This window comes from Rhodococcus sp. 4CII (assembly GCF_014256275.1).
Classification (GTDB): Bacteria; Actinomycetota; Actinomycetes; order Mycobacteriales; family Mycobacteriaceae; genus Rhodococcus_F; species Rhodococcus_F wratislaviensis_A.
Window position 1 is genome coordinate 4,149,724 of the sequence record NZ_JACCFE010000002.1, and the last position, 14,507, is coordinate 4,164,230.

A 14,507-nucleotide genomic window follows, 5' to 3' on the forward strand; every position below is an offset into this window, starting at 1 on the left:
GGTGATCGGTGATGATCAATCTGTACTACCCACTGGCTGTGGCTCTGTACATCATCGTGGCGGTCTGGCAGGGCAACCTCGGACACTGGTGACTCGCCGAATTGCCGCCCGAACATGCGAGATGCCGGGTGTACCCACACCCGGATTGAGGGTTGCCGTCTCGGGGTAGTCACCGGAATGCGCCCCACCGAGCAGGATCCGACTACAGACCGCCGCCGGCGCCGAGGTGCATCACATCTACTCGACAAGGGGTTGGGGCGATGACAACCAAAGTTCAAGTGGCGTTGGCTGTCGGCGAGGGATACATGCTCGGCCGCACGCACAAGATGAAGTTGGCGCTGATACCGGGCGCCGCCGGAACGACCAGACGATTACCCGCCGGAACGTTGGGTCTCAATACCCGGCTCCAGGCGAGTGGCAGCGAATCCGCAGACGGTGAGTACGAGCACGAAGAGCCTGAACGACCGCGGCGCCGTCCCGGTAAGGCAGCCGCGAAGACCACGCGGCGCCGGGAAGGAGCGTCGGCATGACTACGGCAGGTGGCCCCAGCTCGAGCAGCCTCGCCGACGTCATCGACACCATTCTCGACAAGGGCCTCGTGATCGACGCGTACGTGCGGGTCTCGTTGGTCGGTATCGAACTGCTGACCATCGACGCCCGGGTGGTGGTCGCGAGTGTCGACACCTACCTCCGGTTCGCGGAGGCGGTGAACCGGCTCGAGATCGGTAGCGAGCCGAAGGGGCTGTCCGAAATCGTGTCGGGCGCGACCGAGGGCGGCGCGAAGCACAAGACGAAGGGTGCGCTCGAAGCGGCGGGGGAGAAACTCGGCGGCCTGCTGGGCGGCGGGGAAGAAGAGGAAGAACCGGAACGTGAACGAGTGTCACGCAAGTCGACTCGAGGTGACAGGTGATGGCCGCATCGGAAGAAGCCACGAAATCGGAGAACTCCGAAAAGGCTGACAAGTCCGGCAAGGAGGAGAAGCGGACGATCGGCGTGTACGTCTACGGGATCGTGCCGTCGGACGTCGAACCCGAAGAGGGCGCGACCGGGGTCGCGGACGGCACGGTGAGCGTCGTCGCGCAGGGTGAGATCGCGGCACTGGTGAGTGAACTGTCGGTGGACCGTGCCCTCGGCAAACCCGAGGACCTGCGGGCCCATGCGAACGTGCTGGACGGGACGGCCCGGGTCGCGCCGGTGCTGCCCCTGCGGTTCGGTGCCGTGCTCAGCGACGCCGACGCTGTGAAGGAGGAACTGCTGTCGGCGCATGCGGACGAGTTCGCGTCCGCACTCGAACAACTGGAGGGAAAGGCCCAGTACGTCGTCAAGGGCCGGTACGTGGAGAAGGCGATTCTGCAGGAGATCATCGACGAGAGCGACGAGGCCGCGCAACTGCGGGACGCGATCCGCGACAAGTCGGAGGACGCCGGCCGCGACGCGCGGATGGCCCTGGGCGAACTGGTGAGCAACGCGATTGTCGCCAAACGCGACGAGGACACCCGCACGACCGTCGAGGCGCTCGACGACCTCGTCGAGTCCGTCAATATGCGCGAGCCCACGCACGAGGAGGAGGCCGTGCAGGTGGCGGTGCTCGCCGACGTCGAGCGTCAGGAAGAACTCGAAAAGGTCGTCGGGCAACTCGCCGAGAACTGGGAGGGCCGGGTGGAGATGAAGCTGCTCGGACCGCTCGCCGCGTATGACTTCGTGGTGACACAGAAGCCGGAGGGTCAAGGCTGACGGCACGAAGTGGGCGAACACTACGCGGGCAGCGGCCGGCGCAGACTGCACCCGACGGCGGGTGACATGTGACCGTCCGGGAGGGGTTTCCTCTATTTTCGGTCGTCGTCGGGCTCTCGCGTTGTGTCGTCGAGTAGCCGCTCGAGGTAGGTGAGGTCCTGCCGGAGGAGTGCGATCGCGCGGGCGGGTCCTTCGAGGGTGGTGGGTGCGGACTCTTCGTGGGCGACGGCACGTAGGGCCATTTCGGCGAGTTGTGTGGCGACTGCGTGGTCGGTGTCTTCCTTGCCGGGTTGGTGCCACCACGCGATCCAGTTGAGCATCCCGATGATGCCGAGGGCCGCCGTGCGGGGGTCGACCGGCCGCATCTCGCCTGCGCGGATTCCGGCCTCGATGACGTCGACGAATTCCTTCAGAACATGCCGCCGGCTTTCCTGATATGTGCGCGCGATGTCCTCGGGGAGTTCTGCTTCGGAGCGGATGATCAACCGGAACCGATCCGTGCTCTGCGCCTGCAGCATCGCGATGGCGACGGCCATCTCGCGCAGTTTCTCGGTGGGCCCGAGCTCGGTGCGCTCGTTGATGTCGTGCAGCAACGCGGCGGGAACTTCGGTGCTTTCACTGACCAGGCGGGAGAGCAGTTCGTCCTTGTTGGCCACGTAGTGATAGAGAGCGGGCCGGGTCAGCCCGGTGGCGTCGGCGATGTCCTGCAAGGTGGTGCTCGCGAATCCGCGCTCCGCGAACAGGCGCGTGGCTTGCTCGAGGATCTGCTTCTCCACCAGCTCACGACGCGGGTTGCGGCCCGCGGTGCTGTCGTCGGCGGGCTGCACCGGCGGCCGAGCCGCGGCCTTGCTGCGGGAGCGACGACCCTTCCCAGCCTCCTCAGGTGTCATGCCGGAAGGATAACGGGCGCGCGGAACCGCTCGTGCATTCATGCCGGTGCCCTGGTCCCGGATATGGCGGGTTCGGGGGTCGCGGGCTCGGTGAAGTGCGCCAGGTGCGCGCGTGCGCTCGCCAACCCGGCGGCGACGTCGGTGCGGTAGGCGGCCGGGGATTCGACGACGACGACCGCGGACGTTCGCTGCAGGAGGCGTTCGGCCAGATCGAGGCGATTCAGGACGGCGGCGCGGTCACCCGGCCCGGTGAGCCAGATGATCGGCGCCTGCGGCGGGTGGTCGACGATTCCGTCGGCTTCATCGCCCCAGGCCGACGTGAGATCGAGGTCCAGGAGCGCGGTGGCGGGTCCCCGTCGCAGGTCGGCCGGCGCGTTCCGATCGGAGAACTGTGCGTCGCCGTGAACCAGCGGTTGGGTGAGGATCCATTCGGTGATGTCGGTCGGCGGCACGGCCGGGGCGGGCTCGTTCGCGTAGTGCGCGAGGCCCTGGCAGACGATCCACGGCGCGGATTCGGAGAATCGGTCGAGGCCGACCTTTCCTGCCCGTGTCATGTAGGCGATCATCAATTGGTCGACGGGGAGGTCCATCCGCTGAGGGAAGGACTCCCACCAGAGTTCGCTGCGGTGTGCGATTTCCTGGAGATGGTCGACGGCGGGGCGACGCACGCGCTCGTACGCCACGAGGGCTTGCTCGAGGTTCGACGCGGCGGTGACGGCGTGATCGAGGGCGATGGCGTCTTCCATCGCGAGTTTGGTGCCCGAGCCGATGGAGTAGTGCGCGGTATGGGCGGCGTCGCCGAGGAGTGCGATGTTGCCTGTGTGCCAGCGTCGGCAGCTGACGGTCCGGAAACGCATCCACCGGGTGCGGTTACCGATGAGCCGGTGGTGTTGCAGGGTGTCAGCGAACGCGTCTTGAAGGTAGCGCAGCGAGGTCTCGTCGCTGTCCTGTGGTGCGGTCCGATCCGTGGAGACGTCGAATCCCGCTCGTCGCCAGGTCTTCTCGTCGGTTTCGATGAGGAAGGTACTGCGGTCTGCGGCGTAGGGGTACGCGTGGGCGATGAAGGTGCCGTGCTCGGTGGTGACCGGTGTGAAGACGGCGCTGGGGAGCGCGAAGTCGGTTCCGCACCACAGATAGAGGCCGGCGCCGGTGTCGATCCGGGGTTCGAAGTGGTCGGCGAACGCGGTGCGGGTGGTGCTGTTGATGCCGTCGGCCGCGACGACGAGGTCGGCGTCCAGTGCGGAGGGGTCGACTCGTTCGCCGAAGCGCAGACGCACGCCGGCGTTCTCGGCTTGTCGTTGCAGCACCGCGAGCAGGGTGGTGCGTGCGATCGCGAGCAGGTCGCCGTGGGCCAGTCGCGCGACCTGGTCGCCGACCTGCATGGACATCTCGTGCGGATGGGCGGCGGCGACGATCGCTTCCAGCGACGCGGCATCGGCGTCGCGGAGGTTGCGCTGGGTGCGGGACGCGAGCCCGACGCCGAAACCGAAGGTCGTGTCCGGCGAGCTCTGTTCGTAGACGGTGACTTCGGCGGCGGGGTGGCTTCGTTTGAGCAGTCTCGCGGCGTAGAGGCCGCCGGGTCCGCCGCCGATCACGGCGACTCGGTCGAGGTTCATGGAAACTCCAGTCTTCTGACGTATGAGTGGAGTTCGATTCCGGGACGCATCTCGTGACGATGCGTCCCGAAATCGTTCCTCCACATGTTGTTTTCGCGGCGCTGCGCTACGCGGGGACGTGTGGTGCGTCGGCTTCGGCGTGCACCTTCGCCGCGACGTCGTCCCGCAAGCGTTTCTTGTCGACCTTGTTCACGTTGGTGCGCGGCAACGCGGTTACCCATTCGAGCCGTTCCGGCCACTTGAATTTGGCGACCCCGAGCGCCGCGAGATGGTCCTGAATCTCGTTCAGCGACAGCTCATCGTCATCGTCGGAGACGAGGTACGCGCACGTCTTTTCGCCGAGTCGGGGATCTGGCATGGCGACGACCGCGGCGTTGACGACGCGCGGGTGCTCGAGGAGGAGTAGTTCGAGTTCCTCGGCGTTGATCTTCTCGCCGCCCCGGTTGATGAGGTCCTTGATGCGACCCTCGATCGACAGATAGCGGACACCGTCGATCACGGTGACGGAGGCGAGGTCGCCGGTCCGGTAGAAGCCGTCGGTGGTGAAGGCGGACACGTTGTGATCGGGCGCGTCGAAATAGCCGGGGATCGTGTAGGGGCCGCGGCAGCACAGTTCTCCGACGGTGCCGTCGGGAAGTTCCGATTCGGTGCCGGGATCGAGTATGCGGATCTCGTCGTCGGCGGCGAGCGGGGTGCCCACGGTGGCCAGACGCGCCTGCGCCGGAGCGTCGAGGGCGGTGACCGTGAACAGTCCCTCGGACATGCCGAAGAGCTGTCCGGCCCAGTGCCCGGCCCCGTCGTCGACCCGGGCGAACAACTCGGGCGGAACCTTCGCACCGGACAAGACGACGCGGTTGAGTCGGGCCAGGGCCTTGTCGAAGTCCGGCGTCAGGACCGCTCGGTAATGGCCGTGGCCGATGAGGACCTCGGTTGCCGTGGCCTTTTCCATCAGAGCGAACGCCGAGGGTGCGTCCGCGGTGGCCAGCACCAGGCACGCGCCGACGGAATGCGCCGCGTGCAACCCGCAGGAGATTCCGGCGTTGTGGATGATCGGAATCAGGTGCGCGACCCGGCTGTCCTGATCCCATCCGAGTCGCTGCGCGTACAACAGGCCGTTGTTCCAGTACTCGGCGTGAATACGCGGAATGACCTTGGGGACACCGGTAGTGCCGCCCGACAGCTGGAAGGCGACGACGTCGAGCGGATCGGTCTGGGCCGCGATCTCCTCGACCGTCGCGCGTGCCCGCGCGGGGTCGATATCGCTTCCGAGTTCCTCCAGTGCGACGACGCCCGGCCGTGCGTCGCCGCGGTCGCCCACGCTGAGGATGTGCCGCACGGTCGGACTGCCGGTTGCGTGTTCGCGGGCGAACTCGATCAGATCGAAGGTGGGCAGGCCCGCCTCGACGATGTGTGCGACGGCACCGACCTTGCGGCTGATGTGCCCGATCTCGTGCATCCGGTGCGCCGCCAGGGTTGCGACGGGGACGAGCCCGGCTTTGATGCATCCGTACCAGGCGAGGACCGTTTCGAGCCGGTTCGTCAGCTGGAACAGGACGGGATCGAGTCGGCGCAGTCCGAGCCGGGACAGGGCGGCGGCGATCAGGTCGGTGCGGCGATCGAGTTCGGCGAACGTCACCCAGCCGTCTGCGGTGATCACGGCGGCCCGGTCCGGGAACCGGAGTGCGATCTGGTGCAGTCGCTCCCCGGTGGGGGCGCTGCTCCACGCCCCACTCTCGCGGTAGCGGCGGGCCCGGTCCTCGGGGAAGGTGACCAGGCGTCCGTCCCAGTCCGAGAATGTCACCGCTGCTCTCCTTCGCTCAGGTTCATCGTAAGTTGCGTAGACATCACTGCTCCGCGATCGCCGGAAGCAGCCGGGCAATGTCCAGGGCGTGATCGGGGTGATCGGCGGGGACGATGCCCGAGTACACGGCCGTCCAGCAGCCCGGGCAGCACAACTGCCGGAAGACGACCGGTGTGTCGACGTACTCCGACGGGTCGGACGTCACCTGGGGACCGGCGGCCGACGACGGACCCTCGAAGCGGGCGAGGTCCAGCGAGGAACTGTTCTCGTCGTCGCCGAGCAGACGCCCGCACTGCGCGCAGGCGATTATCCGGGTGTCTCCGACGGTGACCTCGGCGAGGTTGTCGTCGAGCCGGCGAGCACCGGCCAGGTCGAACACGGGGGCATCGGGCTGGTCCCCGCCGGAACGGGCACGGCGGTCGTCGCGCATCTCCTCCCGTCGCCGTGACGTCTGATTCTCGTCGACCTCACCGTCGACGAGGACGACACCGTAGACGGACTCGGCACCGGATTCGGTGACCTTGCCTTCGCGGAGATCGGTGGCGACCGCGGCCGGGTCGCGCAGCAGCGGGTCGCCGTATCCGCCGCCGCCCTGCCAGTGCATGTACAGCACCTCGCCGGGGGCGACGTAGCTCTCGGCATAACAGGCCCCGAATTCGCGGTCGCCGCCGAGATCGTCCAGGGCGCCGGGAATACTGCCGGCCGCGAACTGTTCCCGGATGTCGGTGCCCCGGGCGAGGATCTCCACGCCCGTGTTGCCGGGGTAGCCACCGGCGAGACCGTTGTTCTGGGCGACGGCCTTGCCCGCGGACGCCAGCACCAGGCCCATCGGCAGACTGGTGCCGTACGGCGTGACGGCGATGGACGCGCTCACACCGCCGCGGTGCCGTCCCGGTCCGCCGGAGTCCGGCTCCTCGCGTCGCCACAAGGTCAGCAGCGGGTAGAGGAATTCGGTCATCTCGGTGTCCGGGATGCGCCCCATCGGGATGCAGAACAGGCCACCGGTGTCCATGCCGTCCGCGGTCGGGCGGGCACCGTAGCCGCCGGCCATCGGCTCCATCATGATGTTGAGGAACGGCACCGACTGTTCGGGGCGCTCGTCGAGACCGGCGATCACGGCGGTGTCCCATGTGCCGCAGCACGCGGCTTGCACACTCTTGCCCAGATCGACCGACCGGTCCAGCATCTGGGACAGGCATTCCGCGATCAGGGTGCCGGTCAGCCAGGCCGGCCCGATGGGGCCACGGCTCACCGCTGCGGGGAAGGTGGCGTTGTTGATCGTGCCTTCCTCGGACACGAGGTCGAAGCAACGCATCAATCCGCCCGCCGACCAAGGAATGTCCCCGGCGAGGATCGGCAGCAGAGCGAGCATGACCCCGCCGCGCATACCGGCATAGGTGCAGTTGATGACACCGGTCTGCGGGTCGGTGCCGGTGAAGTCGAACGTCAGGTGATCGGCGGTCTTGGTCATGGCCACCGTGATCTTGTGGATGCCGCGGTCACCGACTTGCGCCTGGTCCTGGTAACCGGTGGCCTTCCAGGTGCCGTCCGGCAGCGACGTGAGCTTGCCCCGCAGGCGGCCCTCCGCGTCGGCCATCATCCGCTTCATCACGGCCTTGACGGTGTCCGCGCCGTACTGCTCGATCACTGCCAGCAGGCGGTTGCGGCCGACGGTGTTGGCACCGATCTTCGCGCGCAGATCGAGGCCGACGAGCATCGGCACCCGGGAGCGCCGCACCCAGGCGTCGGCGACGTCGCGCTGGAGTTCGTAGTCGCGGACCACCTTGATCGGCGGCGTCGGTAGCGATTCGGAGAAGACGTCCTTGGCCGCGGGGTCGAAGGAACCGAGGCCGGACCCGCCGAGATCGGGTTCGTGGCAGATTGCACTGGTCCAGCCGAACAGCTGGCCGTCGTGGAAGATTGGCTGGTAGACGATCACATCGCTCTGGTGCAGTCCGCCTCCGACCCAGGGGTCGTTGCACAGGAACATGTCACCTTCGGTGATGCCCGGGTTGGTGGCGCGGTGCTGCAGGGTCCAGTAGATCGCGAGGTCGACGGCGCCGACGAGCATGGTGTTGTACAGGCCGACCTGCACCTCCTGACCGATCTCGTCGCTGATCGCGAAGTCGAAGTCGTTGGCGTCGGTGACGATGGGGGAGCCGGACATTCTCTTGAGCGCCTCACCCATTTCGTCGGTGACCGACCACAGCCGGTGCCGGATCACCTCGTACGTGAGGGGGTCGAGGCTGTCGATCTGCTCCTGCGTCACGGTGTGGACCGGGAGTGACGGCGGAAGCGATCGGGACAGAGCGTCGGGGTCGACGGGTCGGCTCGAGAAGATTTCAGAGCCGGGGATCTGCATGGTCATCTTCGGTGCTCCTACTGGGCGACGATGGTGAGGTTGCCGAGGCGGTCGACGGTGCCGGTGGTTCCGTGGGGGACGACCACGGTGGTGGTGGGCACTTCGACGATCGCCGGTCCCGGCAGGACGTGACCGGCAGCGAGCCGGCTGTAGTCGTAGACGTCGGTGTCGACGAAGCCGAGCCGTCCGTCGAGGCAGACCTTGCGGGTGCCGATCCGGGCGTGGGCGGAATCGCTGGAGTCTGCGGACTTCAACTCCGGCAGCGTCGGCGAGAACGGCAGGATGCCGGTGGCGCGGACGCGGTACGTGATTGCCTGGATACCGGCCTCGCGGAAGCCGCTGTCCTCTCCGTAGAGTTCGGCGTAGCGCTGCTCGAACACGTCGGACGCCCGTGCGATCCCCGCAGTGTCGAGGCCTCCGGTCGGTACCGGTGTCGCCACCTCCGCGAGCTGCATCGTGTACCGCATGTCGATTTCGCGTTCGATCTCGACCTCGGTGAACGACAGACCCTGACGGTTGAGTTGCTCGAGCACCTGGGTCTCGAGCTGAGCGAAGTTCCGCTCGGCGCGGGTGGGGTCGAGCGGCATGGCGGCGGGGTCGGAGAGTTCGGCCGCGAGGACGATGTTCGACGAGGCAAGACCGTACGCGGAGAACGCGGACGCGACCTGGCCGAGCGGGACGATGACCTCGCGGACCCCGACCTCGGCGGCGTAGGCGGCGCAGTGGGCCGGACCGGATCCACCGAAGGCGTAGAGGACGAAATTCCGCGGGTCGTGCCCGGCCTCGACGACGGTCTTGCGCAGCAGGTCGCCGGTCTGAGCGTTCTGCACCGCGTAGATCGCGGCGGCCGCCTCCTCGATCGACAGCCCCAACGGCGCGGCGATCCGGCTGCGGATCGCCTCGCGGGCAAGTTCCTTGTCCAACGGTTTGCGGCCACCGAGCAGCCCGCGCTCGGGCAGAATTCCGAGGACGAGGTTGGCGTCGGCGTTGGTGGGTTCGGTGCCGCCCTGCCCGTAGCAGGCCGGGCCCGGTACCGCCTGGGCGCTGTGCGGTCCGATCTGCAGATTTCCGCCCGCATCCACCCAGGCGATGGCACCGCCACCGGAGCCGATGGCATGAACCTCGAGGGTGGGGACGTTGATCGGATGGTGGTTGATGATGGTGCTCGAGGCGCGGACGGGCTCGCCGTCGACGACGAGTCCGACGAGGAAGGTGGTTCCACCGACGTCGGTGGCGATGATGTTGCGGTGACCGAGCTGCCGACCGAGGGATACCGCCCCGACCACACCGCCGGTCAACACCGATCCGACCGTGCTGATCGCGTTCTTCGGGGCCTCGGCAGCGGCGACGGCGCCGCCGTTGCTCTGCATCACCAGCAGCGGTCCGGCGAGGTGACGCTCGCGCAGCTTCGACTCCAGGTTTCCGAGGTAGTCCCGGAGTCCGGGGCCGATCTGAGTGCTCATGATGGTGGTCGCGTTGCGGGCAAATTCCCGGATGCGGGGGCTCACTTCGCTCGACAGCGACACGAACATCGACGGGTCGATCTCGTGCACCAGTTCGCGGATCCGTTGCTCGTGGACCGGGTTGCGGAACGACCACAGCAGAGAGACCGCGATCCCCGCCACGCCCTCGGCCAGTAGCGCCCGGATGGACTCGCGGGCCGAGTCCTCGTCCAGCGACACCACGATGTTGCCGTCACGGTCGAGTCGCTCGGTCACCTCCAGGGCATGCTTTTTCGGGACCAGGCCGTGGGATTTGCTCTGTCCCATCACATTCTGCAACTGCTCCGGTGAGCTGCCGAGATACCGGCCCTCGACGTTCATGATGTAGATCGAGTCGCGGTGCCCCTTGGTGGTGAGGAACCCGACCGGGGGCACGTTGCCCATCACCAGCGCATTGAGTGAGGACGTCGTGCCGTGCGCGATGTGGTGGGTATCGGCGAGCATCTCCTCGACCGGACACCCCAGCTGCTCGGCGAGCGTCTCGAGGACGTCGAGGACGCCCTGCGAGTAGTCCGGCGGCGTCGAGGGTGCCTTCGCGGCGAGAACAGTGCCGGCATTGTCATCCAATACCGCGTCTGTGAACGTGCCACCGACGTCCACTCCGATCACATATGCCATTGCCGCTGTGCTCCTTCGATGCGAGGGGATGAACCGGCGGTGCGAGGTGATCCTCCAACACCGTCTTACGTCAATGTCGAGTATTCGACGTCGATGATGGCATGTCAAGACCCGGGCGTGAATGCCGTCACGATTTGCCCCGGCGAGGGGCGGGTCTTGACTATTCATCACTACCGTCGAATACTCGTCGTAGGCGTAAATACGGTCTGAGGCGGGGCGAGAGGCCCCGCACCTCCCGGACATTCCTCACATCAGAAGGGCCACACACATGGGCATTCATCGCATCGGACTCGTCGTCCCGAGTTCGAACGTGACGGTCGAGACCGAAATGCCGGCGCTCCTCGGCCGGCATACGGACGCGCAGTTCTCGTTCCATTCCAGCCGGATGCGGATGCAAGCGGTCTCCCCGGAACAACTGCGCGCGATGAACGCTCAGCGCGAACGGTGCATCCTCGAACTCGGGGACGCCGGCGTGGACGCCGTTCTCTACGCCTGCCTGGTGGCTCTCATGTCGGCCGGTCCGGGCGAGCACCGGCGGGTGGAGGGCCTGGTCGCCGAGCAACTGGCCACCGGCGGATCCGCGGCAGCGGTCCGGTCGAGTGCCGGCGCGCTGATGGAGTCCCTGCAGGCGCTGGGCGCCGGGCGCATCGCTCTCGTCACCCCGTACATGCGCCCCCTGGCGGAGCAGGTCGTGGCGTACATCGAGGCGGAAGGCATTCAGGTCACCGACTGGCGCGCACTCGAGGTCGCTGACAATGCCGAGGTCGGATGCATCCCAGGGGAACGAGTGATGGCCGCCGCCCGGTCCCTCGACCTCACCGGCGCGGATGCGCTCGTCATCTCCGCGTGCGTGCAGATGCCCTCGCTACCCCTCGTGCAGGCGGCCGAGGATGAATTCGGACTGCCGGTGCTCTCCGCCGCGACCGCCGGTGCATATAGCTTGCTGCGTGCGCTCGACCTCGCCGTCGACATCTCCGGCGCGGGCAGCCTGCTGCGCACCGACGCCCCGGTCCCCACCCACCCGTAACCGACCCACCACTGGGAGTTCCCCATGTCAGACCTGCAGCACACGGTCAAAGGCGTCGATCACGTCGCCTACCCGACCTTCGATCCGGCCGCCACGGTGAAGTTCTACCGCGACGTCCTCGGCTTCCCCGTCGTGCATTCGATCTGCGCGGCCGGCTGGGGCCCCGAGAAGCACCCGGACTTCATCCACTTCTTCTTCGACATCGGCAACGACGACCGGCTGGCCTTCTTCTACTACTTCGGCCTAGAACCGTTCGACGGTGGGCCGCAGGGTGACTCGTACTCACGGTTCGCCGAGGACATACCGATCTTCTTCATCCGCTCCCGGCACCTCGCCATCCACGTCGACAGCGAAGACCATCTGATGGAATACCGCAGACGGCTCGACGGCAGCCAGTGGCCGGTGGAGATGCAGATCCAGCACGAGACCATCGAATCGATCTACACCCACGACCCCAACGGGTACATGATCGAGATCACCCGGGCGCTGCGCCCGGTCACTCCGCAAGAAGACCTCGACGCCAACCTGACCATCGACGCTCTCGTCGACGTCGTCTCGGGACCCGACCCGAGTATGGCGGCTCTGCTGAGCCGCAAGGCGGAGTTGATCGTCGAGCGCGCCGAGCAATGGCAACACACGCAGGACCGGAAAGAGATGGTGGGCAACCGATGACCACGCTGTTCGTCCTCGATGTCCCGGAGAACAACCCGGTCGCCGCGGTGGCCGGGCAGGACCCGGCGGTGACGATCGACCGCGTCGGCCCGTACTTCCGGATTCAATCCGAAGATCCGATCGTGATCGACCGCCGCGCCACCGGCTGCCGCCACGCCGTGTGGTACAGCAGTGTCGCGGGCCTGCACCGGTCCCGAATCATCCAGTGGGACAAGGACGCGATGCGAATCGAAGCGCGATGAGCGAGCACACCGAGAGACTCGGCGCCGGCCGGTACATCGACGCCGCGCAGGCACCGCGCGACACGGTCACCACGGTGCACGAACTCGCCACCGCCGACGGAGCGAAGGTCACCGGCGTACTTCGCGTGGTCCCCGGTGCGCGGACGGTGGTCGCGCTGATGCATCCACGCCAAGACCTGACCCACCACGTGCTGGTGCCCGAACTGCTCGCGCGCGGATACGCGGTGTGGACGCAGGGCACCCGTTCGGTCAACAACGACCTCACCCTGGTGCACGAACAGGCACTGCTCGACGCCGCTGCGGGACAGGTCTTGTTGCGGCAGAAGGATTTCGACCACGTCATCACGCTGGGGCACTCGGGCGGGGGCGCTCTCTTTGCGTTCTACCACGAGCAGGCCGGCTTACCGTCCGCGCAGCGGTTGACGCAGACGCCCGCGGGTAGACCCATCGACCTGGCGGCGGCGGAGATGCCGCTACCCGACGGCGCCGTGTTCATGGCCCCGCATCCCGGCCAGGGCGCGTTGTTGCTGCGGCTGATCGACCCGTCCGTCGTCGACGAGTCCGACCCGCTCGCGGCCGATCCGGATCTCGATCCGTTCGATCCCGCCAATGGATTCGCCCAACCACCGCACAGCTCGTCCTACTCTCCGGCCTTCGTCACCCGCTATCGGGCTGCGCAGCACGACCGCATCGCCCGACTCGACGAGATTGCCCGCCGGCGAGTCGACGAGGCCGCCGCCGCCCGGCGCCGGTACAAGCGCACCTCGGATCCGGTCGACCGCCGCACCGCGCTCGCACCGCGCGTGCTGACCATCTACCGCACCGACGCGGACCTGCGGTTCGCCGACCTGTCGCTGAGCCCGAACGACCGCCCCTACGGATCGTTGTTCGGCCGTCGACCGGACCTCACCAACTACGGACTGGTCGGCTTCGGTCGGCTCACCACCCCGGACGCCTGGCTGTCGACCTGGTCGGGACTGAGCAGCAACGCCGACTTCGTCCGCTGTGCCCCCACCGTCACCGCACCCACCCTGTTCGTCGAACTCACCGGCGACCAGGCGTGCTTCCCCGAGGACGCCAAGACGATGGTCGACGCCCTCGGATCGACGGACAAGACCCATGTCCGCGTCGCCGGCACCCACTTCGGCGGCCCGATCGCCGACGGTGCCCCCACCGGCGCCGGCCTCGCCGCCGCCGAAATCGGCGCGTGGCTCGCCGACCGCTTCTCCTGACCCCTTTCATCCATCCCGGCACCGACTCACGCGGCCGAATCGCCGTCGAGTCTCGGTGCCCGGTCGAACGGAGTGCCCATGTCTACCCGCCCCACCTCCCTGCCCGTCCTCGGCCTTTGCCTGATGGCCTTGATCCTCGAGGGTTACGACCTGCTGATCCGTGAATCTTTCGGCGCAGACCCGGTCCTTCAGGTCCGGGATAGCCGATCTGGTTTTGACACCAGGGGTCAAAGGCCGGGGCTGCTCTGGCGGGTGCACCGCATCACGGGCTCCGGACGTATGGTCCGGTGCTGCACTCCTAGCCGCACCCGTTCCCGCGCGGTGACCACCCGCGGAGACCTCGGCTAACCCTCGTCTGAGGTGCCCCGACCCGGGTGGGGGCGTGTCGAAGGGGTTGGGACACCGCCGGCGGACGCGGTCATTCGCGCGTTTTCAACCGTGAGGTGTGTCGCTTCGCTACGTCGAGGTCGGAGTCAGCGATTCCGAGCGTGTCCTGAGCGGCGCGGAGGGCGTCGACGGCGCTCTCCAACGTCTCCGGCGCCGTGGTCGGGTCGCCGCTTGCGTCCACGTCGAGCGCGTGCGCATCGAGGTCTGCGTAGGTGCGCTCGAGGTCGAGGAGGGTTCGACGTAGGGCGTGCAGCGCGTCCCGGACCTTGGTGACCTGCTCGTCGAGGTCAGCGGGTCTGCTCACACGATCACGTCCCAGAGCGCCGCGGCGTCGGTGAGGTGCGGCTGCCCGTCGGCCGGCGTGCCCAGCTGCCCGCGTATGCCGGCTGTCGATTGGTCGAGGTCGGTCATGCGATCACTCCAT

Annotated in this window: 13 protein-coding genes; 7 read left to right on the forward strand and 6 right to left on the reverse strand. The window is 67.4% G+C overall.

What is annotated here, in order from left to right; all coding sequences use genetic code 11:
- Positions 1-260 precede the first annotated feature (260 nt).
- The 3 genes from H0B43_RS19960 to H0B43_RS19970 are packed head-to-tail and all read left to right on the forward strand — an operon-like array spanning position 261 to position 1,734.
- Positions 261-530, forward strand: a complete 270-nt coding sequence (locus H0B43_RS19960) for a hypothetical protein (RefSeq protein ID WP_185730161.1) — start codon at positions 261-263, stop codon at positions 528-530.
- Positions 527-910, forward strand: a complete 384-nt coding sequence (gvpJ, locus tag H0B43_RS19965) for a gas vesicle protein GvpJ (protein WP_185726367.1) — start codon at positions 527-529, stop codon at positions 908-910. Before H0B43_RS19960 ends, gvpJ begins: the two co-directional genes overlap by 4 nt.
- A complete protein-coding gene (locus H0B43_RS19970; RefSeq protein WP_185726366.1) occupies positions 910-1,734 on the forward strand; it encodes a GvpL/GvpF family gas vesicle protein in 825 nt (274 codons plus the stop codon). Before gvpJ ends, H0B43_RS19970 begins: the two co-directional genes overlap by 1 nt.
- 92 nt (positions 1,735-1,826) lie before the next feature.
- Here H0B43_RS19970 and H0B43_RS19975 read toward each other — a convergent pair whose 3' ends face one another.
- The 5 genes from H0B43_RS19975 to H0B43_RS19995 form a co-directional block, all read right to left on the reverse strand.
- Positions 1,827-2,624: a TetR/AcrR family transcriptional regulator gene (locus tag H0B43_RS19975; RefSeq protein ID WP_185726365.1), complete on the reverse strand. Its 798-nt coding sequence runs from the start codon at positions 2,622-2,624 to the stop codon at positions 1,827-1,829.
- Positions 2,625-2,662: 38 nt separating this feature from the next.
- The gene (locus H0B43_RS19980) at positions 2,663-4,240 is read right to left on the reverse strand and encodes an FAD-dependent monooxygenase (protein WP_185726364.1); all 1,578 of its coding nucleotides are present in this window, start codon (positions 4,238-4,240) and stop codon (positions 2,663-2,665) included.
- Positions 4,241-4,346: 106 nt separating this feature from the next.
- Positions 4,347-6,041 (reverse strand): AMP-binding protein, encoded by a 1,695-nt coding sequence (locus tag H0B43_RS19985; protein ID WP_185726363.1) that lies wholly within the window; start codon positions 6,039-6,041, stop codon positions 4,347-4,349.
- Between the two features lie 43 nt (positions 6,042-6,084).
- A complete protein-coding gene (locus tag H0B43_RS19990; RefSeq protein ID WP_185726362.1) occupies positions 6,085-8,409 on the reverse strand; it encodes a hydantoinase B/oxoprolinase family protein in 2,325 nt (774 codons plus the stop codon).
- Between the two features lie 11 nt (positions 8,410-8,420).
- Positions 8,421-10,523, reverse strand: coding sequence for a hydantoinase/oxoprolinase family protein (locus H0B43_RS19995; RefSeq protein ID WP_185726361.1), 2,103 nt, complete (start codon positions 10,521-10,523; stop codon positions 8,421-8,423).
- Positions 10,524-10,791: 268 nt separating this feature from the next.
- On the opposite strand from H0B43_RS19995, the gene H0B43_RS20000 reads away from it, so the two are divergent.
- The 4 genes from H0B43_RS20000 to H0B43_RS20015 are packed head-to-tail and all read left to right on the forward strand — an operon-like array spanning position 10,792 to position 13,696.
- Complete coding sequence (locus tag H0B43_RS20000; RefSeq protein WP_185726360.1) at positions 10,792-11,550, forward strand: maleate cis-trans isomerase; 759 nt, start codon at positions 10,792-10,794, stop codon at positions 11,548-11,550.
- Between the two features lie 24 nt (positions 11,551-11,574).
- Positions 11,575-12,222 (forward strand): VOC family protein, encoded by a 648-nt coding sequence (locus H0B43_RS20005; RefSeq protein WP_185726359.1) that lies wholly within the window; start codon positions 11,575-11,577, stop codon positions 12,220-12,222.
- Complete coding sequence (locus H0B43_RS20010; protein ID WP_185726358.1) at positions 12,219-12,464, forward strand: hypothetical protein; 246 nt, start codon at positions 12,219-12,221, stop codon at positions 12,462-12,464. Before H0B43_RS20005 ends, H0B43_RS20010 begins: the two co-directional genes overlap by 4 nt.
- A complete protein-coding gene (locus tag H0B43_RS20015; RefSeq protein WP_185726357.1) occupies positions 12,461-13,696 on the forward strand; it encodes an alpha/beta hydrolase in 1,236 nt (411 codons plus the stop codon). The genes H0B43_RS20010 and H0B43_RS20015 overlap by 4 nt, the downstream gene beginning before the upstream one ends.
- Positions 13,697-14,114: 418 nt before the next feature.
- Here the strand turns inward: H0B43_RS20015 and H0B43_RS20020 are convergent, their stop codons facing one another.
- Entirely contained in the window at positions 14,115-14,387 is a 273-nt protein-coding gene (locus H0B43_RS20020) for a hypothetical protein (RefSeq protein ID WP_185726356.1), read from the reverse strand.
- Positions 14,388-14,507 lie beyond the last annotated feature (120 nt).

Excerpts from the sequence above, each read along its gene's own strand:
- H0B43_RS19960 (WP_185730161.1), top strand. The coding sequence starts at position 261 with ATGACAACCAAAGTTCAAGTGGCGTTGGCTGTCGGCGAGGGATACATG.
- gvpJ (WP_185726367.1), top strand. The coding sequence starts at position 527 with ATGACTACGGCAGGTGGCCCCAGCTCGAGCAGCCTCGCCGACGTCATC.
- H0B43_RS19970 (WP_185726366.1), top strand. The coding sequence starts at position 910 with ATGGCCGCATCGGAAGAAGCCACGAAATCGGAGAACTCCGAAAAGGCT.
- H0B43_RS19975 (WP_185726365.1), bottom strand. The coding sequence starts at position 2,624 with ATGACACCTGAGGAGGCTGGGAAGGGTCGTCGCTCCCGCAGCAAGGCC.
- H0B43_RS19980 (WP_185726364.1), bottom strand. The coding sequence starts at position 4,240 with ATGAACCTCGACCGAGTCGCCGTGATCGGCGGCGGACCCGGCGGCCTC.
- H0B43_RS19990 (WP_185726362.1), bottom strand. The coding sequence starts at position 8,409 with ATGACCATGCAGATCCCCGGCTCTGAAATCTTCTCGAGCCGACCCGTC.
- H0B43_RS19995 (WP_185726361.1), bottom strand. The coding sequence starts at position 10,523 with ATGGCATATGTGATCGGAGTGGACGTCGGTGGCACGTTCACAGACGCG.
- H0B43_RS20000 (WP_185726360.1), top strand. The coding sequence starts at position 10,792 with ATGGGCATTCATCGCATCGGACTCGTCGTCCCGAGTTCGAACGTGACG.
- H0B43_RS20005 (WP_185726359.1), top strand. The coding sequence starts at position 11,575 with ATGTCAGACCTGCAGCACACGGTCAAAGGCGTCGATCACGTCGCCTAC.
- H0B43_RS20010 (WP_185726358.1), top strand. The coding sequence starts at position 12,219 with ATGACCACGCTGTTCGTCCTCGATGTCCCGGAGAACAACCCGGTCGCC.
- H0B43_RS20015 (WP_185726357.1), top strand. The coding sequence starts at position 12,461 with ATGAGCGAGCACACCGAGAGACTCGGCGCCGGCCGGTACATCGACGCC.